This window comes from Actinosynnema sp. NPDC023587 (genome assembly GCF_040640215.1).
Lineage (GTDB): Bacteria > Actinomycetota > Actinomycetes > Mycobacteriales > Pseudonocardiaceae > Actinosynnema.
This window is the reverse complement of the sequence record NZ_JBFABG010000023.1, coordinates 32,046-55,678: the sequence shown is the minus strand read 5'-3', so window position 1 is coordinate 55,678 and position 23,633 is coordinate 32,046. Positions and strand designations below refer to the sequence as shown.

Sequence of the window (23,633 nt, the reverse complement as noted above, 5' to 3'; positions counted from 1 at the left end):
AGGCGGACCCCGCTCTCCAGCCTCGCCTACCTGGGACCCACGTCCTCAGCCGGGCGGCCCGGTCGGCATCCGGGTCCTGGCCACAGGTGCCGCTCTGGTGGCCCTGGAGGTGACCCGCAGCTCGTCGGCCGGTACGCCGCACAGATCCGCCCGGCCCAGGTTTGCCAACGCCGCTGTCGGCGGCTGACAGGTCTTCGGCTCGTGCCCCGGTGGACGCTCAGGGGCGGACGCCGTCGAAGGCGAGGCGGAGCAGACGGCGTGCCGCTGCCGAATCACTTTCGGTGGCCAGGGAAATGGCCGTCACGAGGGCAAGCAGGTCGTCCGGTGAGATTCCCGGTCGCACGGCACCCGCCGCGAGCGCTCGATCCACCAGGTGAACGGTCGCCGTCCGCACCACGCCGTGGCAGCCCTCAGCGGATGACGGCCCGCCGTCCGCGTCGGCCTCCAACGAAGCGGACAGGCCACGGGTTTCGACAGCGGCCACGGTCAGCTCTTCCAGCCACGTGAGGAGTCCCGCGCCGGGGTCACCGCCGAGCAGCTCGTCACCTCGCCGGCGCAAGCGCTCGGCAGCCTCGCGGAAGACCTCGTCCAGCAACGCGCGCCGGGACGGGAAGTGCCGGTGCAGGGTGGCCGAACCCACGCCGGCCTCGCGGGCGACCTCCTCGAAGGAGACCTGGGCTCCGTCCCGGGCGACGAGGGGCCGGGCCGCCGCCAGGAGCCGCTCGTGGTTGCGCTGCCAGTCCGCCCGTTGCGGCTTGAGCCCACTGCTCGCCATCGGGACGACCTCTCGCTAGACAAACGGGGTACCACCCCATATCGTAGCCCAAGCAAAGTGGGGTAGCACCCCACTTACCGATCGGAGGATGCCGTGCCCACATCGCAGTCGTTCGTGCTGGTCACCGGAGCGACCGGCAAACAGGGAGGTGCCGTGGTCCGCGCGCTGCTCGCCTCCACCATCCCGGTGCAGGCCCTGGTGCGAGACACCGACACCGATCGGGCCGCCGCCCTGCGTGAACTCGGAGCCGTTCTCGTGCAAGGCGACCTGGACGACGTCCCGTCGTTGGAAGCGGCTCTCGACAACGCCCACGCGGTGTTCTCCGTGCAGACGCCCGACATCACCGACCTGTCGGGCGACTCCGAAGTCCGCCACGGCCACAACCTGATCAAGGCCGCCCGAGAGGCGCAGGTCGGACACGTGGTGCACACTTCGGTCTCGGGTGCCGGAACCATCGACGTCGAGAACTTCGACGAACAGCGCTGGGGCTCCTTCGTCCGGCACTACTACCGCAGCAAGGCCACAGTCGAGAACCTCGTGCGCACCGCAGGATTTCCACAGTGGACGATCCTCAGGCCGGCCACGTTCATGGAGAACTTCGTCCGACCATCGCCCTACTTCGCCGACATGACCTCGAACCGCCTTGCCGTCGCCGCCGACCCCGACGTCGCACACCCTTTCGTGGCGGTGGACGACATCGGAGCCGCTGCCGCCGCAGCGTTCGCACAACCAGATCGCTTCCACGGCGTCGAACTGGAACTCGCCGGCGACGTCGTGAGCTTCCGCGACGCCGCACAAATCCTGTCCCAGGCACTCGGGACCGACATCGAACTTCCCCCCAGCCCGGAACACGTCCGAGCGGAGGGCCTTCCCACGGCACTTCTCCACGCACAGCAACACATGAGCGCCCACCCCGCGCCGGCGCGACCACAGTTCGCCGCACACTGGGGCGTACCCACAACGACCTTCGCCGACTGGGCGAAGAACACCCTGCCCAACCGGTCGTCCGGCCCGGCCGGGAAGTGAAACTCGTTTCCCCGTCACGGATTCCCCGCCAACAACCGGTAACGGGTTGTCTGCGCCGCCCGTCGAGCAGTGTGCCCAAGAGCTGGACTGGCACGACCGAAGACTCCTCATCCGGCCCGTCATCACATACGTGGAGTCCGAACAATGCTCGCTGTGGCCCCACAGGCACATCACCCACCGGGTTTGGGTGGAGCGGATGTATGACTACGACATTCCCCTCTTCGCTCAAGGCGAGATCTTGCTACGCCATAGCAAGATCGGCGAACTGCACTTCGCGAGACGGCTCTGCTCGACCGTTTCGGCCATCCCGCCGAGCCTGATGCCAGACGCTCGCTTCCGGTGTCGGGATCGGTCAGTCGTTGCGGAACTTGCCGAACTCTTCGATCAGCACGGGATACTGCTCTCCGCCATGTCCTGCGGCGATCGAGCGGTCGGCCATCGCCTTGATCAACTTCGGCAGTTCGGCGTTGACGCCCACCGCCTCGCTCTCCTCGATGAGGTGTGCCATCGCCCGCGCGTCGGTCTCCAGGGCCGACACCTCGGCGGGGAAGGAGCCACTGTCGATCTGCTCGGCGTACCCGGGCAGCCAGGTGGCTACAACGGCAGCGATCTGCTGTGCGAACGGCGCGTACGTCGTGGCGTCGACACCGGCCGTCCTGAGCAGGGCAGTGCCCTGGAGCCAGCCGTTCAGGACGCTCCACATCATGGCCAGGCCGGCCACGTCGTACAGGGACGCCAGCCCGTGGTCCGCACCGAGGTAGGTGACGGTGCCGAGCGCGTCGAGCGTTGACTTGTGCGCCTCGAAATCCGACTGCGGCCCGCTGTGCAGAATCACCGCCTCGGCGGTCCCGATCGCCGACGGGATGGCCATGATGGCACCGTCCAGGTAACGGGCACCGCGCAGCTCAGCCCACTGGGCGGCTTGGCGGGCCTGGGCCGAGTCACCCGAGGTCAGGTTGATCAACGTCGTGCCGTCCAGCGTGATGTCGCTCGCGTCGAGCAGCTCGTGCACGGCCTGGTAGTCGGTGACGCAGATGATCGTCAGGGAACCCGCCTGGAGCGCGTCGCCCACCGTTGGTGCCAGCCGCGCACCCCTGGCCACCAGCCGGTCGGCCTTGGCGGCCGTACGGTTCCACACGGTGGTGGGATGCCCGGCTTCCAGCAACGCGCCAGCGAGTGCCTGGCCCATCAGTCCGAGCCCGATGACTGCCACGGGTGTGGTGGTTTCGTTGTTCATGGCAGCATCGTCAACGTTGATACCGGTGTGAAGGTCAAGCGAGGTTTCGATGCGGATCGGGGAACTGAGTCGACGGGCGGGCGTCAACGCCCATCAGTTGCGCTACTACGAGGCCCAGGGCCTGCTGGACGCGGACCGGGGCGCGAACGGCTACCGCGAGTACGGCGAGGACGCCGTGCTGCGGGTGAAGCAGATCCGGCACCTGCTTGGTGCCGGTCTGTCCTCGGAGGACATCGCGTACCTGCTCCCCTGCGCGGTCGGAGAGCTCCCGGAACTACTTGGCTGCCCCGAATTGCTGGCCGCGATGCGGTCACGGCTGCGGCGACTGGACGAGCAGATGGACAGGCTCGCCCAATCCCGCGACGCTCTCGCCGACTACATCGATGCGGCCGAGCGAACGGGCGGCGAAAGCTACCCACCCTTTGACGGTGCCGAGCCAGAGCCCGTCCCCGCCTGAGCCGCAGGGACGGGCCGTGCCAGCGGGAACGCCGTCCCGGGTGACGGGACACACGTCCACGGATATCCGACATCCCTCAGGACCGACTACCACCATGAAGGTCTTCACCATGCCGTTTCGAATCCACCGACACGAAATGGACGTCTACTCCCACGTCACCCAACCCATGATCGACACCATGCTCGAAACACCACAGATCAAGGGAGCAGTACGGGCGTATAATTGCGTCACCTCTTCGGAACGGCAATAGGGGTCAAGACACGTGCTCCCATACTGCTCCCCAACCCGCTCCCACGCGCTCTCCGGCACACCGAGCACACCGAGCACACCATCCTGGAGCAGCACCGACCCGATGGTGGCATCAAGGCCCTCGTTGCGTACCGCCTGTTCGCAAGTCCGGCATGAGATGATCGAGAAGTGAGCTGGAGAGCGATGACGCCTGTCGAGGCATGCGACCTCATGGAGTTCTGGGAGGTTGAGGCCTGGCCGCTCACGCGTGACCGAGTGCACCAGTTGGCCGTCGAGTGGCTCGGGTGGACGATCGAGATCGAAAACGGCACCTCGTATCTCATGAACACGGTGTCCGGGTTCACCGTCCCGGATGTGATGACCATCAGCACCAAGAGCGACCTGTCGTACCTCAGGCTCGACGTCGCGGACCGCATCCGCGAGGTCACTCCCGGGTCAAGGCGATTCCTCGGGGACGCGTTCGCCCTGATGGTGCGTGAGGCGGAAGCTCGTTGGGGCGTGCCGACGATGCGCGACTTCGAGGAGACAACGTCCGCGCACTGGGTCACCGCGTCCGGTGGACGGATTTCGTTCAACCTCACCTACAGAAGCCTCCGCGCGATGTTCGAAACCCCTCAGGGATTCAAGCTCGACCGGAAGGCCGGATACCGATGAGCACGAACAACGACCGCCTTCCGGTGCCCGGACGATTCGTCCGCTACCGCGACGTCGACTATCGCTTGCAGCACTCGGTCAACAAATGGTGGATCACGTCGAACCACGCAGTCGACGAGTCGTTCACCCAGGTGGGACGACGCTCCTTCGTGAAGCGCCTCACCCACGACGACGTGCTGGAGTGCTACGACCTTTTCCGCCCCGGTACCTACCACGGCATGCCCGTCGAGGTCATCACCGACAGACCAGGCGGGTACGCGGTGACCACCCGTGACCCGAGGGCGGGCGTGGAGGGTTTCGAGCGGGCCGATCATCGCAGCCCGTTGGAGAAGCTGATCGCGTTCGACGACGCAGAGCTGCGGTTCACCACCACGATCACACCGGTTCCGATGCCGTGGAAGATCGCGTACGACTGGGAGCTGTTCAACGACCGACTCGCGGACACGCTCCGCGACGTGATCGATCATGTTTTCCTCATCGTCCATGCGACGACGGACCCCATGCGATACGTCCAGTTCGCCGGCGCACCTGACCGGCTCTACGCGGAAGCGCCGGGAAGAGACGTCGTGGAGGATGCCGACGAGTTCCAGCTCCGCAGGTTTGACTGGATCGCACCCAACGTCGCGCAACCCAACTGGACGTCCTCGCTTCGACGCCCCGCGCTCACGAAAGAACTGGTACTGCTGGCGAAGTGTTGCACCGCAGCACTGCATGAGGCATACGGAATCATGAGCCCTGATGAACTCTGCTACCGCGCGTGGCGCGAACCCGCAGGAGTAAGGGCTACCCCGGTGGAGTTTCCCGCACTCGGGCTCGGCTGATCCATGTGACCTGCTGACCCACCGACCCGACCACCGTCCTGATGTACCCCGAGCGCCCCGTGCGCGACACCATCGGGCCAGCTCGCCATCCCCCTCTCCGCAGACGGTCACAGAACACCGGGAGAACGTCTTTCGCGGTGACGGGCTTGGACGAGCGACATCCCACCGGTTGTGCGAATCCACCACCACTTCAGCGCTGTAGGCGGCAGACTTGCGTGAATGGTGGCACGGGTCACGGCTCAACTGGTGCTCGGCGCGCTCGTCCTCGCCGGTAGCACGATGATCTTGTCGTTCCTGTTCAAGCCTCCCGTGGTGGGGGTGGCCAGTCCGCAGTGGGGCCTGGTGTCACCGGTCGCGGTGCAGGAGACTGTGGCGAAGTGTGTCGGCGGGCCGGGCTCACACAGGAGTGCGGAGCCTGTCACGGGTCCGGTCATGACGCGTCCCAACGGCTTCGTGGCCGTCACCGGCGCTTCCAACCAGGTCACCGCCTGCGTTCGAACCGGTGCTCATCCCAGTGCCCACACCGTGGCGTTCTCACAGGACTACCTGCAGAAGTCGGTGCTGATGTCGGCCTGGCTGGACGACGGCGGAGGGCCCATCGGCTACGGAGCCGTTCGCTCAGACGTCGCCACTGTGGTCATCCACTTCCCCTCTGGCCGCATGATCAGCGCACAGGTGAGCAACGGTTTCTACCTGACCGACTTGAGCGGCCTACCCCCGGAAGAATTGCCCCGGCTGACCTACCAGGCGCTCGATGCCGCCGGAATAAAGTTGATCAGCTAGTGCCAGTAGACCTCGCTCAAGAGCATCGAACGCTCACTGGCACGGACGCCATCCGCCCGTCGCCATCCACAGCAAGCACGACTGCTCATCACAACACGACGCCGAACAGGCGCTTCAATGACGAACGCGTGTGCCACTCGGAAAGTCATCATCGCCGGTAGAGCGCGAGTGCCACCGTGTTGAGAGCACGCCCAGGTGATCGTGTCCCTGCTGTATCAGGTGCCCCGGAAGCTGCCGCCCGTGCCGTGGGTGCTGCTGCGCAGCAAAACGGCGAAGGACGCCGGGCTGCTCGTGCTGCGGCACGCAGAATGCGGCCCTGCGCCGACAGCTTGTGGGTCCGACCCCCTCGATGAGCCTGCACTGGCATTCCTCGAACACGACACTACACGCCTGCCCGTCATCGGCGTCACCACCCACCCGACACAGGCATGGACGGCACAGCAGATCCCTCGTCGGCTTTTCAACCGGAGTGGGACCAGTTGGCGACGATCGAGAACTGGGTGGAGAAAGGCACCGATCCGGCGAACACCATCGTCACAACCGATGACGCCGGCGTTCCCGACCGCTGTGCATTTTCCCCGGCTGGCCGAAGTACAACGGATCAGGCGATGTCAATGACGTAAAGTCCTTCACCTGCGCTTCGCGGTGATAGCGTAGTCGGAGATTAATGCAGCGAGTTCCCGGCCTTGCTTGGCGACGGCGACGTGCTCGGATCTGGTGAACGGGCGCAGTGGCGTGACGGCCACGGTTCCTTCCATTGCCGTCCAGGTGCCGACGATCCGACCGCCGACCAGGATGAAGCCGTCGGTGACCAACAGGCCGCGGTGCCGGTCGGCGAGGTGCCTACGGCGGTGGGATCACCTCGATCAGGTACTGCTGGTCGGCTGCGCCCGAGCAACGGCCTTGGACGATCTCGGCACCTTCGACGGTGTCCTGGTCGCGCAGGCTCAGGCACTGGCCGGTGCCTTCCGGGCGGATGCGGAAGTGCGCGGCCGCCGGCGAGCCGACCGGCTCGATCCGCCACCGTTGGGCCGGATCGCTCTCCGAGCAGTCGTCCCGGGGTTCGACCAGATCGCGGCCCTCGCCGTCGGTGAGCACGGTGAGGCAGCCGATGGCGTACTTCGGGTGATGCCACTGAATCTGGACCACGCCGTCGCCCAACGGCTCGATGTACGTGCGCGGCAGGTCGGCTTGCGAGCACGGGTGCTGGGCGGCGACGGCGGTGGGATAGCGCTGTGTCCGATCTCGGCCTTCGGTGAGGCAGAAGTCGGGGTTGCGCGCGGGGTGGATCTTCGCCCAGCTTCCCACGGCGGGAATGCCCAGTCCCGGCACAGGCGGTTGCGCTCGCGGCGGGTCGGTGCCCGACCGCAGTGCCTGGACGCCCAGCATGCCGAGGACACCGACCGCCACCGCCGTGACCAGGCTTGCCACACGCAGCCACCACGGAACACGGTGTGGCACGGCAGAGCCGTCCGGTTGGGTCAGGCCGGGTTCCTCGTCCCGCAGATCGCTGCGAGGGTCGCCGCCGGTCCGCGCACGGTCACCCACCGCGATGCGCCTGCGGGCGGCCAGCCACTGCCGGACGTCCTCGTCACCGAGCCCGCACGCGCGGGTGAACGCCTCGACGAAGGAGTCCCGGGGCAGCGTGCTTCGGCCCACGGTGGTCGCGATCGTGCTGGCGGGGAGCGTGTTCCCGAACGCCTTCGCCTTGCCTTCCAACTGCCGGTACGTCAGCCCGGACCAGTTTCGCAACGCGCGCAGCTCGGCTGCGAACTCGGCCGGGTCCTTCAGGTGAGCCGGCTCTGGTGCGTGCCTCTGCGGCTCGGTCGAGCCGCCCCCTCGCCTCGCCCCATCACCCCACCTTGGCCCAGGTGCCCCACATCGCACGACCGCCAATCTGGTGATCGGCGATCTGTGTCCAGGCATGTTCGCGCACCGACTCGAACAGCGTCGTGACCAGGCTATTCCTGCTCGAACGTGGCTGAACGGCGATGAGTTGGTCCGGGTCTGTTCGACACCCGTTCGGAACGGCTGGCCATGGTTGCTCCGCGCTGACGCCGACCAGCACGCTTGGGGTGGCTCGAGCCATCAGGAGACGTTTCTCGGTCGATACCAAGGAGTTGTCGCATGTACAAAATGCTGGAGGCACTGGGAGCCGGACTGCTCGGGATCTTCGTCCCGGAGGTCGACGCGGCGGCCTCGTCCGCGTCGTGTGGGAGCTGGCCGGCTTGCTGGCAGTGCGCGGGCCCGTGCGGCTACAACGCTCCGTGCGCCGGGTGTAACGGCGCGTATGTCTGCGACTGCTGACCGCAGCAGCCCGTGACCGGGTGGCGGGCCGGGGTGTCACGCAGCCCGCCACCTCGTCCCTCCTGCCGCACCACGATCATTTGAGGGGCTCTCGCATGCAGTACTTGGCCATCGGCCTGCGATGCCTGATAGGCGTGGTGTTCCTCGCCTCCTCGGTGAGCAAGCTGGCCCGCCGGGGATCGTTCGCTGCCTTCGCGTCCTCGGTCCGCGACATGCGTCTGTTGCCGTCGGCACTGGTGAAACCCGTGGCATCGCTCGTACTGGCGGCCGAGCTCGCCGTGTGCGTGCTGCTCGCCATGCCGCCGGCACCCGCCGCAGCGACCGGACTGCTGGTCGCCGGGCTGTTGTCGGTGATCTTCGCGGTCGCCATCGCGGTGAGCGCGCGGCGAGGTGTTTCGGCGGCGTGCCGGTGCTTCGGTGCCTCGAACGTGCCGCTCGGGCCGGTGCACGTCGTGCGCAACCTCATCCTCGCGGTCGTCGCGGCCGTCGGTGCGGTGATGACGTCGATGGCGTCCGGCCCGGTCGATTCGGCCGGCGCACTCGTGGCCGCGCTCGCCGGTCCGCCGGCCGGGGCCGTGATCATCCTGCTCGACGACATCGTCGAGTTGTTCCAGCCAGTCGGCAAGGTTCCGAGATCATGGACGATCTCCGGAAGATCATGAGGAGATGCCATGCAGTTCCTGATCGCGGCCGTGGTGGTCGTGGGGGTAGTCGCCCTGCTTGACCTGGTCCTCACAGTAGGCGTGGTCAAGCGGCTGCGAGAGCACACCGAGCTGCTGTCCGCCGGGGAGAACCCCGCGCCCGCGCTCCGGGCCGGCGAGGAAGTCGGTGCGTTCGAGACGTTCGCGATGGACGGTAGTCCGGTGAGCCGGGACCTGGTGACCGGCGAAACCGTCGTGGCGTTCTTCTCGCCCGGTTGCCAGCCGTGCAAGGACAAGATGCCCGAGTTCGTGCGGTACGCGAACACCATGCCCGGCGGGCGGGACCGGGTGCTGGCCGTCGTGGTCGGCGACGCGGACGCGGCCGCCGAGTTCGTCAGCGAACTGTCTCCGGTCGCCCGGGTGGTGGTGGAGAGCCGCGAGGGTGCCTTGAGCTCCGCCTTCAAAGCGCGTGCCTTCCCGACTGTGCTCATGATCGGCCCTGGCGACGAGGGACTGCTGACGGTCCGCGACGACCACCTGGCCCTGGACCGGCCCTGGGCCTCGGTATGACCCCCACGTCGGCGGGTCCGGCGGCGACGAAGGTGATCGGAGCGGATCGGACCACGGCGAGGACGACTTGGCACCGGGCCGTCGCGGCGTGTTCGCTCTCCGCGACGGCGGCCCCCGGCGCGTTCGCCCTCTACCTGGTGCTCACCCTCGTCGGTGGTGCCCTGCCGGTGGTCGGCGCTTGGCTCACCAAGCTCGTCATCGACAACCTGGCCACCGGAGCCGCGCAGGGCACCACGTTGATCGTCATCGCCACGGGGCTCGGCCTGGTCGGCGCGGTCGTGGCGATCACCCCGCAGGTGACCAAGTACCTGCGGGCCGAGATGGAGCGCGCTGTCGGACTCACCGCGCAGGACCGGCTCTTCAAGTCGGTGGAGGGATTCGTCGGGTTGGGCCGCTTCGAGGACCCGCATTTCCTGGACCGGCTGCGGATCGCACAACAGGCGGGCGGTCACACGCCCAACCAGGCAGTGGACGGGATTCTCGGTACGGGCAGGTCCGCGATCACCGTCGTGGGGTTCGTCGGCACGTTGCTGTTGCTCAGCCCCGTGATGACAGTTCTGGTGCTGCTGTGCGGCGTACCGGCGCTGGCCGCCCAGACGGCGCTCTCCCGCCGGCGTGCCCGGATGTTCTGGGACATCGGCCCGGCCGAGCGGCGAGAGATCTTCTACGGTCAACTGCTCACCGACGTGGCTGCCGCCAAAGAAATCCGGCTGTTCGGGATCGGCGGCTTCCTGCGCGGTCGCATGTCGTCCCAGCGGCACACCACCAATGCGGCGAAACGAGCCGTGGACCGCGCGGAGGTGCGCGTTCAGACCGGGCTCGGCCTGCTGGCCGCCGTCGTGGCGGGCGGCGGCCTGGTCTGGGCCGTCTGGGCCGCTCAGCAGGGCCGGCTCACCATCGGGGACATCACCGTCTTCACCGCAGCGGTGATCGGCGTCCAGAGTGCGTTGAGCGCTCTCGCGACCGAGATCGCCCGTGCCCACCAGGCCCTGTTGATGTTCGACCACTACATCGCCGTCACCGCGGCCGGGCCCGATCTCCCGGTGGCGGCCGAACCCGTTGCTCTGCCGCCGATGCGACACGGCATCGAATTGCGTGACGTGTGGTTCCGCTACTCCGATGAGCACCCGTGGGTGTTGCGCGGGGTCACCCTGACCATCCCGCACGGCAAGGCGGTCGCCCTGGTCGGCTTGAACGGAGCGGGCAAGTCCACGGTGGTGAAATTGCTGTGCCGGCTGTACGACCCGACTCGGGGCACGATCCGTTGGGACGGCGTGGACATCCGCGAGGTCGATCCCGCCGAGCTGCGGCAACGAATCGGCGCGGTGTTCCAGGACTACATGGACTACGACATGACCGCAGCCGAGAACATCGGCCTCGGCGACCTGGACTCCATCAACGACCGGGAACGGATCACCAGAGCCGCGCGACGGGCCGGTGTGCACGAGAGGATCACCGAACTGCCCGACGGTTACGACACCCTGCTGTCCCGGATGTTCTTCACCAACGCGGACAGGGACAACCCGGAAACAGGCGTGGTGCTGTCCGCTGGGCAGTGGCAGCGGCTCGCGCTGGCGCGCGCGTTCCTCCGCCACCGGCGCGACCTGATGATCCTCGACGAACCGTCCGCAGGTCTCGACGCCCAGGCGGAGCACGAGATCCACGCGTCGCTGCGGCAACACCGGAGTGGCCGCACGAGCCTGCTCATCTCGCACCGACTCGGCGCGGTCCGGGATGCCGACGAGATCATCGTGCTCGGCGGCGGGCGGGTCGTCGAGCGGGGCGGGCACAACGCCCTGATCGAATCGGGTGGGGAGTACGCGCGGCTGTTCGCCTTACAGGCTTCCGGCTATCAGGCGCGAGAGGTCGTGCGATGAACGCCCGCCTGTGGATGGTGATGACGCTGGGCGCATGTGTGCTCTCGGCGGCCGTCGCGGTGATGCTGTGCACGGCCGCACTGTTGGGACGCAGACTCGTCGCGGTGACCGTGCGCGGTGTGAGCATGGAGCCCACTTACCGCGACGGCGACCGCGTGCTCGTGCAGCGCCGTAGTGTTCTCAAGGCAGGACAGGTGGGCTTGACCCGTTTTGACGGACATCCGAGATCAGGGGACGCATGTCCCCGGAGGGATGTCCCATCATGGAGCCCATGGGCAGGAAGAAGCGGCGGCCCCGGCGGTCGTTCCCCCCGGAGTTCAAGGCCGAGATCGTGGAGTTGTGCTCGCGGGGTGACCGTTCGATGGGTCAGGTCGCGAAGGACTTCGACCTGACCGAGACCGCAGTGCGGCAGTGGGTCGTGCGGGCCGAACGTGACTCCGGCACCCGCGCCGACGGGCTGACCACCGACGAGCGGGAGGAGCTCGCAAGGCTGCGGCGGGAGAACCTTCGGTTGTCGGAGGACGTGGAGATACTTCGGCGTGCCACGGCTTTCTTCGCGAAGGAGATCCGGTGAACGCGTACCCGTTCATCGAGGCGGAGCGAGCGGGCGGCGGCAACGTCCAGCGGGCGTGCTCACTGCTGAAGGTCTCCCGGTCCGCCTACTACGCCCACCGCACCGTCACGCCCACCGCCCGCGCACGACAGGACGCCGATCTGAGCGCGCGGGTCGTGGCGATCCACGACGAATCCAAGGGAACCTACGGCGCGCCCAGGGTGCACGCCGAGCTGCGAGCCCGGGGTCATCGGCATTCCCGCAAACGCGTCGCCCGGCTGCTGCGCGAGACCGGACGCGCGGGACGCGCACCGAAGCGTTGGCGCACCACCACCGTCCCCGACCCCGCCGCGACCGTTCCGACGGATCTGATCCGGCGTGATTTCTCCTGCGCCGCAACGGATGTCGACACGCGGTGGTGCGGGGACATCACCTACATCCACACCTGGGAGGGGTGGCTCCACCTCGCCACCGTCATCGACATCGCCTCACGTCGGGTGGTCGGCTGGGCCACCGCGGATCACCTGCGCACCGACCTCGTCGCCCAGGCCTTGGACAATGCCGTGCGTCAACGACGCCCCGAGCCCGGCGTGATCTTCCACGCCGACAGGGGCTGTCAATACACGTCCGACCGGTTCGGCGCCCTCGCCGACGACCTGGGCGTGCGGTTGTCGGTCGGCCGCAAGGGCCAATGCTGGGACAACGCCGTCGCGGAGTCGTTCTTCGCCACCATCAAAGCCGAACTGCTCGACCGGCAGCCCTGGCCCACCAGGACCAGCGCGCACAAGGCGATCTTCGAATACATCGAGGGCTGGTTCAACACCCGCCGCCTGCACTCCAGCCTCGGCTACCTCAGCCCCGCCACCTACGAAGTGACCCGCTATCACCCGGCGGACCGGGTAGCCTGACCGCACTCATCGACCCTGTCCGTCAAAACGGGGCAACCCCAAGGTGGTCGTGGTGGAACGACCGATGCACCGGGGTGAATGGCCCGCTCCCCCGGTCGCGACGCGCATCGGCGGAGCCGAGGTGCCCCGCATCGAATGGCTCATCAAGCGGGTGGTCGCGGTCCCGGGCGATCCGGTGCCACGCGACATCGTCCCCGCACTGGCCGACGTGCCGGAAGACCGAGTACCCCTGGGCATGCTCGTCCTTCTCGGCGACAACCGGGACGCCAGTTTCGACTCGGCCCGCTTCGGCTACTTCCCCACCGACCGCGTGCTGGGTGCCGTGCAGCGCCCGCTGTCGTCCAAGCAGAGCACCTGACAGTGCCGACATCCACTCCGCGACGCCCCCACTATTGCCGGCCTGCCCTCGCGGGGGCTTGTTAGGTGCCAGAACTCTGCACTGAGGCGCTGAGCTGGAGTGATCGTGCACATGAACCATAGAGATATGACTATGTGGCGTGGAGATACGACCGCCACGCCCGACCAGCGAAGGGCTCCTTGACTGGCCTTTCTGCCCTGCCGGTCATCGGTGGTGAGGAATGCCGAGTTACCTGCGCCGCAGCACGAGGTTGCCGTGACGCGGCAAACCAGTCCCGGACCGTTCATGCAGTGACAGCCGCACCGGCGTGGCATCCCCTTCCCTCTGCCGCCGCTCGATCACCAACCGACGACACCGCGCACTATCCCGCGACAACACCGGCATCGAGGCACAAGGAGCCTTTTTCATCATGGTTGGCGGCAGGTTTCGACGTGGTGCAGGACGAGGATGGCCGCGACGATCGCGGTGGCCCGGCGGGGACAGCAGCGCAGCTTGACCAGGACTTTCCAGCCTTTGAGCAGCGACACGGCGCGTTCGCCGAGGGCGCGAATACGGGCATGGGCCCGGTTGACCGTCTGCTGGCCGCGTGACAGCCGTGGTCATGTGGCGTGACGCTTGAACGGCGTGCGCACCGTGCCGCCCGCGCCTTGGTAGGCCTTGTCGGCGAACGTGGTCACCTCATGTTCAGTCGGCACGTCGAGCAGACCGTGGGTGCGGGCCGCGGTCAGGTCGTGGGCGGAGCCGGGCAGGGCCGGCGAGGCCCGCACCAGCCGACCGGCCGGGTCGGCGAGGATCTGGACGTTGACGCCGTGGCGATGGTGTCTGCCCGAGTAGTAGGGCTTCCGGTCGGCGACGCGGTCGATCGGGACCAGGGTGCCGTCCAGGATCGCGTAGGCCAGTCGGGCGGCCCGCTCACCGGCGGCGTGCAGGTCGTCGGCCAGGGCGGCGAGAAGGTCCACCGCTTCCCGGACGTGGCGCCAGGCGGTACTGCGCGAAACTCCGAACCCGGCGGCCGGGCGAGCACAGGTGTCGCCGTTGCGCAGGTGGGCGAGCACCAGCAGCGCCTGACGGCCAGGATCCAGGCACCGCCACCGGGATCGTCGCCGCACACGCTCGGCGCGGATCAGGTCGCCCAGGCGGACGAGGGTGCGGTCGGACAGCGCAATCGCGGCAGGATAGGACAGCACGGCGAGGCTCCCGGTCGGGGCATCGGATCCTGGTCGACTGCTGTCTTACCGGGAGCCTCGCCCACCACGCTCCCCACTCCTCACCCTGCGCCGTGACCTGCGACGTCACGATGAAAATGGCCCAGTGAGCCCTTTCCAAACCTCATTCGGCGGCGAGGTGAAATGCAAGGACGGCTCGGGTCAGGTTGGTGATGCGGGTGGTGGAGCAGCGGAGTCTGTGTAGTGGTCGCCAGGTCTCCAGGGTGGAGACGGCCCGTTCGCCGAGTGCGCGGATGCGGGCGTGGGAGCGGTTGACCGTTTGTTGACCGGGCGAGAGGTTGTGCCACCTGCCGCGGTGGGGCACGCGGATCGGACCGCCCGCGCCTCGATGGGCCTTGTCCGTCCAGGACGGGATGTCCGGTGTGGTCGAGGCGTCGACGATGCCGTGGGTGCGTGCCGCGGTCGGGTCGTGGGCCGAGCCGGGCGGTGCGGGCGAGGTCCACGGCAGGCGTCCGGCCGGGTCGGCGAGAACCTGGACGTTCATCCCGTGTCGCTTGTGTCTACCCGAGTGGTACGGGCGGTCGGCGGCGACTCGGTCGATCCGGAGCAGGGTGCCGTCGAGGATGACGTAGGCCTTGCGCGAGGCGACTTGCACCGCGTCGGCCAGGTCCGGTGCCAGCGCGGCCAGGAGTTCGACCGCTTCGTGGATGTAGCGGCAGACGGTGGCCAGGCCTATGCCGAACCCGGCGGCGAGACGGGTGTAGGTGTCGCCGCAGCGCAAGTGGGCCAGGACCGTCAGGGCTTGGCGTCCGGGGTCGAGGCGGCGCCACCTGCTGCCGATCCGGCGCCGATGCACGGCCGGTTCCCGGGCGAGGAACCGGACAGGTCGATCGCGGATGGGTGGACAAACACACGAAGCTCCTGGCGATGGCCTTGCTCTTGGTCGAGAAGTCATCTACCAGGAGCTTCGCCACGTCTCCAGCCCGCCACCACCAGGTTGGAAAGGGCTCAGTGTCGACCAAGATCACTGAAGTGCAGGAACTCCGTTGGAAGATCAGTGTTTCATCACCCGTGTCACGACTGTGGCAGGGGGCCGGTTCGCGCCGGGGCATCTGGGCGAGCTGACCCGGATCGTGCCGTTCGAGATGGTCGACGACGTCTTGGCCGCGACCGGAAAAACGCAGGCCAGAGTCCGTGACCTGCCCTCGAGGGTGGTGGTCTACCTGCTGCCGGCGGCCGGGTTGTTCGCCGAGTCCGGTTACCGGCAGGTGTGGGCCAGGCTGGTCGCCGGTCTGGACGGACTGCCGGTGGCGATGCCGACCTCCTCCGCACTGGCCCAGGCCCGCCGCCGGGTCGGCGCGGCACCGCTGCGGGCATTGTTCGCCTTGGTCGCCGGTCCGGCGGCCGGGGCGGCCCGCTGGCGGGGGCTGCTGGTCTGTGCCATCGACGGCACCACGATGTCGGTGCCGGACACCCCGGCCAACCTGGCCGCCCACACCCGCCAGACCGGTTCCCACGGCGGTTCGGGCCATCCGCTGCTGAGACTGGTCGCGGTGGTGGCCTGCGGCACCCGCACGGTGATCGACGCGGTGTTCGGGCCGATCGGTGTCGGCGAGACCACCCAGGCCCCACACCTGCTGAAATGCCTGCGGCCGGGGATGCTGTTGTCGGCCGATCGCAACTTCGCCGTCGCCGGCCTGCTCGCCCGCATCGCCGCGACCGGCGCGCAGGCACTGATCCGCTGCAAGAACAGCCGCCCACTGCCCGACCTCGCCCTGCTGTCCGACGGTTCCCGGCTCTCCAGGATGGGCGGAGTCGCCGTCCGGGTGGTCGACGCCGACATCACGGTGACCCTGACAGGCGGGAACGGCGCACCGGCCGCTACCGGCTGGTCACCACCCTGCTCGACCACCACCACCACCACCCCGCCCGCGACCTCGTCGCCCTCTACCACCAGCGCTGGGAGATCGAGACCGCCTACCTGGAACTGAAATCGACCGTCCTGGGAGGAAGGGTGCTGCGCGCACGCACCCCCGACGGCATCGACCAGGAGATCCACGCCCTGCTGATCACCCATCAGGCATTGCGCACCGACATGGAGGCATTGCGCACCGCCATGGCCGACGCCGCCCACCACCTGCGGATCCCACCGGACCGGGCCGGGTTCACCGTCGCACCGCACACCGCCCGCGACCAGGTCGTCCACGCCGCCGGCGTCATCACCGGCACCACGGTCGACCTGGTCGGACGCATCAGCCACGCCGTCCTGACCCACCTACTCCCACCACGCCGCAGCCGGACCTGCCCCCGCGTGGTCAAACGCGCCATCTCCAAACACCGCGCCAAAGGCACCCTCGACCGCACCAACCACCGCACCACCATCCACATCATGATCACCACCGGGTTGACGACCGACTCACCGCCCCAACTACGCGGCATTGGCGCTAGTGGTGCTCTGGTCAGCGGGGTCGAGCGAGGGGGTGTCGCGGCTGGTGAAGGTGCCGGGTTGGTACCAGCGGGCACCCATGTTGACGTTGCCGCCGGCGGGTTCGGTGTACTGGTAACTGAGCGTGGGCTGCGGTCCGGCGCTGACGCCATCATGCCATCCCGCTGGCTGTTCCCTGGCGGCCAACTCGGCCGCCAGAACAGCACACAACAGCCCGAACAGAGGCTGGGCCAGCTGGGCATCCGCCCCGACCAAGCCCGCACCACCGCGCTGTTCCAGCTCGCCACCGAGATCCCTGCGGCAATCCTCGCCCGAACCCTCGGCATCAGCGTCAGTTCCGCCGTCCGCCGGCAATAGACCTTTGCAGGAGACTGGACCACCTACGCCGCCGACGTCAGCCGCCGAACCTCATCCCAGGAGCACTGATGACACACCGCAACGGACTACGCCGCAACCTCGCAGTCCTCCTGGTACACGGAGGACTGTGGGAGGACATGGACGCCGACCGATTCTGGACGCTGCCTGGAGTCACAGGTGGCATCCGACGAGAAGGCTTCACGGTGTTGGCTCCCAACCGCCTTTACCGGCCACCGGACTGGGACGCCGAAATTGAGCACCTCGCGGCATTCCTGCCCGAGCAGCCAGTCGCCGTGATAGCCGGGTCGAACGGGTGCTCAGCGGCCGTCCGCCTCGCGCTGGCCTTACCGAACCGGATCGCACGGCTGCTCCTGGCCTGGCCCGCCACCGCTGGAGACAGCACCGTGGACTCCCACACCCGCGCCGGTCTGGCAGCTCTTGGTGCCTCGGACCAGAATATCCGCGCCTTGCTGAACGGGCAGACGTTGCGTGGCGTCACCGACAACGAACTGGCCACGCTCACCATGCCGGTCAGCGTGCTTCCATCGGCCCCGGAGAACCCGTTCCACCAGCGGCGCACGGTCGACTCCTTGCGGCGGGTTCTGCCAGCCAGCGAGGAACTCCCCGGCTTCCCGGAGCCGCCTCGCCCCGACTTCCCTTCCCATCTGGACAGATTCCTCGCCTCGATCACCAAGTTCGCTGACCGGTGAGGCCCGACCCATTCCGACAGTTCTGATACCCGATGTTGCCATTACCACCAAGGAGGAAGTCGTGGCGGAAGTGCTGGCCCACCACGCCCGCCAAGCCGAGCGGCGTGCCGAGCCGGTGCCGCCGCCCCCGGCACTGGCTACGACCCGCAGTCGTTAGGTGTGCTGTTCGGGGGCCCTTGTGACGACCACCGCCAAGCACACCACGCGCAAGCCACTGGCCGTCGCCAACGCTGGCGATCCCTGTGTCTGCCGAAAACTCCATCCATGCAGGTAGAGAGCATACGAAGCCCAAGTCTTCGAAGCACTCACGGCACGACTGCCATCCACCGCGATGTCGTCCAGCACGGCATGATGAGCAGCTGCGCCGCTCCGACCGGCCTATCCCGGTGTGACCAACGCGTTCGCCTTGCTGCGCCTGCTGCCCATGAGCGACCGGAGCAAGGACGTGGAGATTCTGGTGCTGCGGCACCAAATCACCGTCCTGGAACGCGAACCGGGCAACGCCCGTCCGCGGTTCTCCTCAGACGACCGGGCGTTCCTCACGGCACTGCTGCACCGACGTCCCGTCGACACGCTTCGTCGGCTCCGACTGCTGGTCCGTCCGGATACGGTGCTGCGGTGGCACCGGGACCTCATCGCCTGTCGCCACGCAGCCAGGTCCCGTCCCGAGCAGCCCGGCCGACCACGAACCATCCGCTCAATCCGGCTACTGGTGCTGCGCCTGACCCGGGAGAACCCTGCCCGGGGCTACCGCCGCATCCACGGCGAACTCCTCGTCCTTGGGATCAAGATCGCCGCGTCCACCGTCTGGCAGATCCTCCAGAACGCCGGGATCGACCCGGTGCCCGAACTCACCACGACGACCTGGACAGTCTTCCTCCGTTCCCAGGCCGACGCACTCCCGGCCTGCGATTTCTTCGAAGCCTCCACGTCGAGCGGCACCCGACTGCACGTACTCGCGGTGATCGAGCACGCCAGTCGCCGGATCCGCGTGCTCGACGGCACCACACACCCGACCGCCTCCTGGGTCACCCAAGCAGCCAGGAGTCTTGTCATGCACCTCGAAGACGCGGGCAGTCCCGCACGATTCCTGATCCGTGACCGCGACGGAAGTACCCCGCCCTTTTCGACGCCATCCTCACCGACGCGGGCATCAGAGTCGTCCCCAGCGGCATCCGTACCCCCGCATGAACGCGATCATGGAACGCTGGGTCCATAGCTGCCGCCGAGAACTCCTCGACCACACTCTCATCTGGAACCAACAGCACCTACTCCATGCGCTACGTCAGTACGAGCAGTTCTGCAACACCCACAGACCCCACCGAGGCATCGCCAATGCCCGACCGCTACACCCACTGCCACCACCAGCAACCGACCAAGCAGTCATCACCCACCTCGACATCCGCCGACGGCAACGACTGGGCGGCACCTCAACGAGTACCACCACACCGCCTGAGCTGCACGAATGCCATTCTCAGCATGCACAACGCCGGCCTCGCCGAGATGTGCACGTCGCAGCTACGCTCGCCGCGCGAGCAGGTCAGGTCGCTGTTCGCCACCCGGGTGGCGGGCGTGCCGGTCCTGCCCGCGGCGATCGCCGCCGTCAACGACGCGCTCACCCGCGTCCCCACCGCGGCTTTGCTGCTGTGGGACGACAAGACCGGTCCGCACCGCGCGTCGCCGCGCCCGGTCAACCAGATTCTCGACCACGCCTGGCGGCGCTGGCGATCAACACGGCGGACCTGCTCACCAGCCCGGACGTGGAACGCCTCACCGCATGCGGATTCCCGCCCTGCAACCGCTTCCTGCTGCGCCACGGTCGTAGGCACTGGTGCTCGACCCGCTGCGACGACCGGGCCCGCGCCACCCGCACCTACGCCCGTCGCACTCCGACCGGGGACGAGTAGGCGGGGTCCGCAACCGCCGGCCGGGTACGGCGAAGCCGCCGATCAGGTGACAGGTCTTCACATAAGGCACGGTGACGAGGGAGTCCATGTCGGTCTTCGGACGTGGACTCCCTCGGCCGATGTCGGCAAGCGGGTCTCGGGGGAACCGGATGATGGACATTGCGCGGTTGTGGGCCAAGGGCCGGGCCGTCTGCCGGCTCACGCCCGAGCCGATGGACGTGCCGTGGGGCTGCGGATCGAGATCGGGCAGCCGACCGGAAGGTGCGGCACATCCTGCTCGACACCGACGCCACCACCGTCGAGACCGCCGACTACGTCACGTACGTCCGCACCCTGACCGCCGACGGTGAACTCGCCGCGCGGGTCAGACCGGCCGGACCGACAACGCCTGCGTCTACGACCAGACCATCACCGAACCAGCCCACCGGCACCATAGCCTCGGAACGATGACGATGGGCACGCCCACCAACGCAGCCATCGAAAACGACATGTCCACAGGGATCTTTGGCGCGACAGTCCAGGGCCGCGCGCTCTACGAGGTGCTCGCCTGGAAGGTCCTCGCGCCGCTGAACGGTTTCGTCTACCGGCCGGTGAGCCCGGAAGCCCGCTGAACCCGGTCGCCCGGCGCGGTCGTCCGAGTGTCAGCTCACGCAGATCGCGTTTGCCTCCACGGTGGCCGAGTACAGGGCCACGCTCGGCAGCTCCTCGAGCCTGAGGATCTTGTAGCGCCAGCCCACGCAGTCGACGCCGGCCGCCAGAACGGCACCGCGCGCGCTGGCACCGGCGGATTCGATGGCCGAGTTCGGGCTCCGCGTGGTCGCGGACCCCGACGCGGAACGGGGCACCGTGTAGTCGGCGGCGGAGGCAGCGGAAACCGGCAGCAGCATGGCCGCGAAGACCGCGGCCGACAGGATGAGTGGTCTCATGACGGCGATCCTGACAGCCCGACAACCCGTCCGAAACGGCCGTTCCGCGCAAAGGCCGACCGCGTTCCCTGACCTCTTCGACAGCGGGTCGATCCGCCGTCCGCCGTGGGCCGAACGCCCGCCGATGGCGAGAATTCTCATACGCCACAAGGAATCAGCGACCATTTGCCGGATGTCCGACCGCGAGTGCAGCCGGAATCCGAGTCATCAAAACGGAAACACAGGCCAGCAACCAGGTCCCGCCCCTGCGGCCGGTCGGTCCGCAGCCCGCTGGGCCGCGTGCCGACCGGCCGGAAACCGGAGTCAGTCGGTGGTTTCCGCCGGCACGCGGTCCGACGGGGTCGGGTCGCGTTCCAGGTCGGCACCCAGCGCCTCGTAGACCGACGGCCGATAGCGACGCAGCCACCAGGCCGTCGCCAGGCCCGCCACGGCGACCAGTGACAGCAGCCAGGGCAGGTTGGCGATGACCGGGTTGTCCGAACCGGCCAGGGTGGGGAAGTTGACGATCGAGACCGCGCGGCAGCACGACGCGCTCGACGGGCTGTGCGTGAAGGTGTTCGAGGAGAAGATCAGCGGCACGCTCGCCGTCGATGCCCGCCCCCTCACCGCCGCGCTCGACTGCATGCGGCCCGGCGACATGCTCACCGCACAAGAGGTCGACCGACTCTGCACGACCTGCTCGACGTGGCGGAAGACCACAGACAGCACCTTCCCCTTGCCGCTCGCCCCTATGCCGGTTCACCATGTGCACGGCCTGGGCCCGGTTCCTGTCGGGTGCCAGAACCCTGCGTAGGGAAGCTGAGCTGCGACGACCGTGCCCCTGTGCCTCCAGGGCAGGATCGTGAGATATGGCGTTACGGTTGCTGTACCTGATCTTCATCTGGGTCGTCGGCTGTTTGATTCTGCTCGGCGGTCATCGGCGGGCAAGGACATGGAGTTGCTGGTCCGGCGGCACGAGGTCGCCGCGCTGCGCCGGACCAACCCCGCTCGCGGCTTGAGTAGGCCGATCGCGCTGTACTCGCCGCGCTGATGCGCCGACCCCCGCCACAACGCCAACACCGGCTGGTAACGCCGGAAACTCTCCTGCGAGTGCACCGACGCCCGGACGCGGAGCCAGCGGCCGAAGTCGGACTGGGCCACGTCAAGGAAAGGTCCGCGTGCGAGACGCCGAGAGCGATGCTGCGGGCCGACGACGGCCCGATGGCCGTCGCCCCTGGCGGAGCGCCTGTTCTGACGAACCGGCGACAACCTCGAAAAGCCGGACCGCACGTCCCGGATCATCGACTGCCAGTCAGGTGAACCCACGAGGTGACTACCGACATCGGCAACGAGCCCGACGCGGCTCTTCCTGGATACAGAAGTGCTCACCCCGGAGTACAGCCCGACCGCTATGCCGTTCACCACTGTTGACCTGCGATTACACGCCGTTCGGCGCGGTTGAACGAGGCTCGAAGAACACTTCGGTGTGAATGAAGCCGGAATAATTCCTCTACCAGCGCGGATGTAATTACCGCAGGAAAAATGCCGCTATTGGGTGCCGTTGGATGCGGTTCAATACTGTTGAACGCGTCCGACGGCTCCCATTCTGCTCCCAGCATCCGCTCCCACGCACTCCCCCGCTCCCTGACGATCTGCGGACCGCCGACCGCGATGGTCGCGCACCCGACCTTCATTCCGGCCCGGACAGTGGATGTATCCGTCGCCGCGGAGGACGAGGGTCATGCCCGCCGACCGGCGGGCATGACGACACGCAACGTCGTGTCGTTGTCGCCGGGCCGCTGTCGACGCCGACCCGCTATCGTGTCGGTGTGACCGCAGCAGCCGCGCACCCGCCCTCGCCGGAGGTCGAGAAGACCCCCGAGGCGATCCGCGCCGCGCTGCTGCCCGAGGAACGCGACGCCTTCGACGCCGACTGCCGCCACGCCCTGGGCCGGGCCGCGGCCGAGTCCAGCCTCGAACCCGTCCGCAGCGTGATCGAGCAGTGGTGGCGCATCGCCACCGTCACCCGACACGACCCCGCCGCACACCGACGGATGCTCGGCCGCATCGACCAGACCCGCGCCACAGGCCAGACACCCGGACGGCTGCGCACCTGGGACGAACTGCAGACGGAGCGCGGCGGCCGATAGGTGACCTACCAGATCCAACTCCCCGACGAGGTCTGGGACCAGATCCACGCACTGCCGGCGGAGGCCGACGAACCGCTGTCCGAGGCCATGACCCTGCTGACCCACGAACCTTGGTACGGCGAGCCCTACCACCGCGCCAACCCCGACGGTGCCCTACGCCAACTCGTCTACGGGTACGGCAACGGCCTGATCGTCTACCTCATCCTCGAACAACAGAAACGCATCGTCGTCGAACGCGTCCTCTGGCTCGAAGACCTCGGCTGACCACCACACCGCAGAAGGTTCACGGTCGTGGTCACAATACCTGGCGACAACAGCGCGGTTTAATCAACACTGAAATTATAGAGTCCACTCACACCGAGTCGCGCTGTACCGCTCGGCAAGTCATCGAGCTGCCGTCGACACGCCGCCGACCAGTCCTCGACGGCTGATCGACGAGTACGAACCCATAGCCGCGTAACCGCAGGTCAAGCCACGTGGCCGACTTCTGGCACCCCACAAGGCGGACCTTCACGACCCGGCGTTCGCGCCGGGTGGGCAGGCGACGCGGGCTTCGGTGCGGGCGGCTGGAACGGTCGGCCATGCCCGCCTCGCCCAGCTCGCGGTAGCGGGAGGCCCAGCGGGCGGCGGTGGTCGGCGAGACCTGGAACCGCTCGGCGGCCCGCCGCAACGGCCATGCCTCGTCCACGACACACCGGGCCAGACGCAGCCGTCCCAGCTCGGTCAAGGGTGCGTTAGCGTGGGTCACGAGGGCCTCCGTGGGCTTGGTGTAGACG

25 protein-coding genes and 5 pseudogenes are annotated in these 23,633 nt (G+C 67.9%); 21 read left to right on the top strand and 9 right to left on the bottom strand.

Going from position 1 to position 23,633, the window contains the following annotated elements; translation table 11 throughout:
- Positions 1–217 precede the first annotated feature (217 nt).
- Positions 218–775: a helix-turn-helix domain-containing protein gene (locus AB0G01_RS33575; protein ID WP_360954330.1), complete on the bottom strand. Its 558-nt coding sequence runs from the start codon at positions 773–775 to the stop codon at positions 218–220.
- Between the two features lie 93 nt (positions 776–868).
- Here AB0G01_RS33575 and AB0G01_RS33570 point away from each other — a divergent pair, with 93 nt between their 5' ends.
- On the top strand, positions 869–1,801 hold the full coding sequence (locus AB0G01_RS33570; RefSeq protein WP_360954327.1) for an NmrA/HSCARG family protein: 933 nt from the start codon (positions 869–871) through the stop codon (positions 1,799–1,801).
- A 352-nt stretch (positions 1,802–2,153) separates the two neighbouring features.
- Here AB0G01_RS33570 and AB0G01_RS33565 read toward each other — a convergent pair whose 3' ends face one another.
- Positions 2,154–3,038, bottom strand: coding sequence for an NAD(P)-binding domain-containing protein (locus tag AB0G01_RS33565; RefSeq protein ID WP_360954324.1), 885 nt, complete (start codon positions 3,036–3,038; stop codon positions 2,154–2,156).
- Between the two features lie 49 nt (positions 3,039–3,087).
- On the opposite strand from AB0G01_RS33565, the gene AB0G01_RS33560 reads away from it, so the two are divergent.
- The 4 genes from AB0G01_RS33560 (at position 3,088) to AB0G01_RS33545 (ending at position 6,002) form a co-directional block, all read left to right on the top strand.
- Positions 3,088–3,495 (top strand): MerR family transcriptional regulator, encoded by a 408-nt coding sequence (locus AB0G01_RS33560; protein ID WP_360954321.1) that lies wholly within the window; start codon positions 3,088–3,090, stop codon positions 3,493–3,495.
- Between the two features lie 432 nt (positions 3,496–3,927).
- Positions 3,928–4,398: a DUF6301 family protein gene (locus AB0G01_RS33555; RefSeq protein ID WP_360954318.1), complete on the top strand. Its 471-nt coding sequence runs from the start codon at positions 3,928–3,930 to the stop codon at positions 4,396–4,398.
- Positions 4,395–5,219, top strand: a complete 825-nt coding sequence (locus tag AB0G01_RS33550) for a hypothetical protein (protein WP_360954315.1) — start codon at positions 4,395–4,397, stop codon at positions 5,217–5,219. The genes AB0G01_RS33555 and AB0G01_RS33550 overlap by 4 nt, the downstream gene beginning before the upstream one ends.
- A 219-nt stretch (positions 5,220–5,438) precedes the next feature.
- Positions 5,439–6,002 (top strand): hypothetical protein, encoded by a 564-nt coding sequence (locus AB0G01_RS33545; protein ID WP_360954312.1) that lies wholly within the window; start codon positions 5,439–5,441, stop codon positions 6,000–6,002.
- 629 nt (positions 6,003–6,631) lie between these two features.
- Here the strand turns inward: AB0G01_RS33545 and AB0G01_RS33540 are convergent.
- Positions 6,632–6,817 carry a hypothetical protein gene (locus tag AB0G01_RS33540; protein ID WP_360954309.1) on the bottom strand — a complete coding sequence of 62 codons (186 nt, stop codon included), beginning with the start codon at positions 6,815–6,817 and terminating at the stop codon, positions 6,632–6,634.
- A 28-nt stretch (positions 6,818–6,845) separates the two neighbouring features.
- Positions 6,846–7,889 (bottom strand): helix-turn-helix domain-containing protein, encoded by a 1,044-nt coding sequence (locus tag AB0G01_RS33535; protein ID WP_360954366.1) that lies wholly within the window; start codon positions 7,887–7,889, stop codon positions 6,846–6,848.
- A 524-nt stretch (positions 7,890–8,413) separates the two neighbouring features.
- Here AB0G01_RS33535 and AB0G01_RS33530 point away from each other — a divergent pair.
- From AB0G01_RS33530 to AB0G01_RS33500, 7 genes and pseudogenes are all read left to right on the top strand, one after another.
- Positions 8,414–8,971 carry a MauE/DoxX family redox-associated membrane protein gene (locus tag AB0G01_RS33530; protein ID WP_360954306.1) on the top strand — a complete coding sequence of 186 codons (558 nt, stop codon included), beginning with the start codon at positions 8,414–8,416 and terminating at the stop codon, positions 8,969–8,971.
- A gap of 9 nt (positions 8,972–8,980) precedes the next feature.
- A complete protein-coding gene (locus tag AB0G01_RS33525; RefSeq protein ID WP_360954303.1) occupies positions 8,981–9,520 on the top strand; it encodes a TlpA disulfide reductase family protein in 540 nt (179 codons plus the stop codon).
- A complete protein-coding gene (locus AB0G01_RS33520; RefSeq protein ID WP_360954296.1) occupies positions 9,517–11,397 on the top strand; it encodes an ABC transporter ATP-binding protein in 1,881 nt (626 codons plus the stop codon). The genes AB0G01_RS33525 and AB0G01_RS33520 overlap by 4 nt, the downstream gene beginning before the upstream one ends.
- A pseudogene (locus tag AB0G01_RS33515) lies at positions 11,394–11,606 on the top strand (S24 family peptidase); the annotation flags it as partial. The gene AB0G01_RS33520 and the pseudogene AB0G01_RS33515, both read left to right, overlap by 4 nt.
- Before the next feature lie 62 nt (positions 11,607–11,668).
- On the top strand, positions 11,669–11,971 hold the full coding sequence (locus tag AB0G01_RS33510) for a transposase (protein WP_360954293.1): 303 nt from the start codon (positions 11,669–11,671) through the stop codon (positions 11,969–11,971).
- Positions 11,968–12,858 carry an IS3 family transposase gene (locus AB0G01_RS33505; RefSeq protein ID WP_360954290.1) on the top strand — a complete coding sequence of 297 codons (891 nt, stop codon included), beginning with the start codon at positions 11,968–11,970 and terminating at the stop codon, positions 12,856–12,858. Before AB0G01_RS33510 ends, AB0G01_RS33505 begins: the two co-directional genes overlap by 4 nt.
- 52 nt (positions 12,859–12,910) lie before the next feature.
- Positions 12,911–13,216, top strand: a complete 306-nt coding sequence (locus AB0G01_RS33500; protein ID WP_360954287.1) for a S26 family signal peptidase — start codon at positions 12,911–12,913, stop codon at positions 13,214–13,216.
- A 407-nt stretch (positions 13,217–13,623) separates the two neighbouring features.
- Here AB0G01_RS33500 and AB0G01_RS33495 read toward each other — a convergent pair.
- Positions 13,624–14,403, bottom strand: a pseudogene (locus AB0G01_RS33495) (transposase family protein).
- A 142-nt stretch (positions 14,404–14,545) separates the two neighbouring features.
- Positions 14,546–15,273 (bottom strand): annotated as a pseudogene (locus AB0G01_RS33490) (transposase family protein).
- A gap of 191 nt (positions 15,274–15,464) precedes the next feature.
- On the opposite strand from AB0G01_RS33490, the gene AB0G01_RS33485 reads away from it, so the two are divergent.
- From AB0G01_RS33485 to AB0G01_RS33455, 7 genes and pseudogenes are all read left to right on the top strand, one after another.
- Positions 15,465–16,373: an IS4 family transposase gene (locus AB0G01_RS33485; protein WP_360954284.1), complete on the top strand. Its 909-nt coding sequence runs from the start codon at positions 15,465–15,467 to the stop codon at positions 16,371–16,373.
- On the top strand, positions 16,271–17,185 hold the full coding sequence (locus AB0G01_RS33480) for a transposase (protein WP_360954363.1): 915 nt from the start codon (positions 16,271–16,273) through the stop codon (positions 17,183–17,185). The genes AB0G01_RS33485 and AB0G01_RS33480 overlap by 103 nt, the downstream gene beginning before the upstream one ends.
- Positions 17,186–17,322: 137 nt before the next feature.
- Positions 17,323–17,895, top strand: a complete 573-nt coding sequence (locus tag AB0G01_RS33475) for an alpha/beta hydrolase (protein ID WP_360954281.1) — start codon at positions 17,323–17,325, stop codon at positions 17,893–17,895.
- Between the two features lie 388 nt (positions 17,896–18,283).
- On the top strand, positions 18,284–19,114 hold the full coding sequence (locus AB0G01_RS33470; RefSeq protein ID WP_360954278.1) for a hypothetical protein: 831 nt from the start codon (positions 18,284–18,286) through the stop codon (positions 19,112–19,114).
- Positions 19,115–19,170: 56 nt separating this feature from the next.
- Positions 19,171–19,524 (top strand): annotated as a pseudogene (locus AB0G01_RS33465) (ABATE domain-containing protein); the annotation flags it as partial.
- A 17-nt stretch (positions 19,525–19,541) separates the two neighbouring features.
- A complete protein-coding gene (locus tag AB0G01_RS33460) occupies positions 19,542–19,802 on the top strand; it encodes a CGNR zinc finger domain-containing protein (RefSeq protein ID WP_360954275.1) in 261 nt (86 codons plus the stop codon).
- Between the two features lie 446 nt (positions 19,803–20,248).
- Entirely contained in the window at positions 20,249–20,413 is a 165-nt protein-coding gene (locus AB0G01_RS33455) for a hypothetical protein (protein WP_360954272.1), read from the top strand.
- A 30-nt stretch (positions 20,414–20,443) separates the two neighbouring features.
- On the opposite strand, the gene AB0G01_RS33450 is transcribed toward AB0G01_RS33455, so the two are convergent.
- Together AB0G01_RS33450 and AB0G01_RS33445 are read right to left on the bottom strand one after the other, a co-directional pair.
- Positions 20,444–20,728, bottom strand: a complete 285-nt coding sequence (locus AB0G01_RS33450) for a hypothetical protein (RefSeq protein WP_360954269.1) — start codon at positions 20,726–20,728, stop codon at positions 20,444–20,446.
- 303 nt (positions 20,729–21,031) lie between these two features.
- The gene (locus AB0G01_RS33445) at positions 21,032–21,427 is read right to left on the bottom strand and encodes a hypothetical protein (RefSeq protein ID WP_360954266.1); all 396 of its coding nucleotides are present in this window, start codon (positions 21,425–21,427) and stop codon (positions 21,032–21,034) included.
- A gap of 1,109 nt (positions 21,428–22,536) precedes the next feature.
- Here AB0G01_RS33445 and AB0G01_RS33440 point away from each other — a divergent pair.
- A complete protein-coding gene (locus AB0G01_RS33440; protein WP_360954263.1) occupies positions 22,537–22,857 on the top strand; it encodes a DUF6247 family protein in 321 nt (106 codons plus the stop codon).
- Entirely contained in the window at positions 22,858–23,121 is a 264-nt protein-coding gene (locus tag AB0G01_RS33435) for a hypothetical protein (RefSeq protein WP_360954260.1), read from the top strand.
- Between the two features lie 232 nt (positions 23,122–23,353).
- Here the strand turns inward: AB0G01_RS33435 and AB0G01_RS33430 are convergent.
- Positions 23,354–23,605 (bottom strand): annotated as a pseudogene (locus tag AB0G01_RS33430) (leucine zipper domain-containing protein); the annotation flags it as partial.
- Positions 23,606–23,633 lie beyond the last annotated feature (28 nt).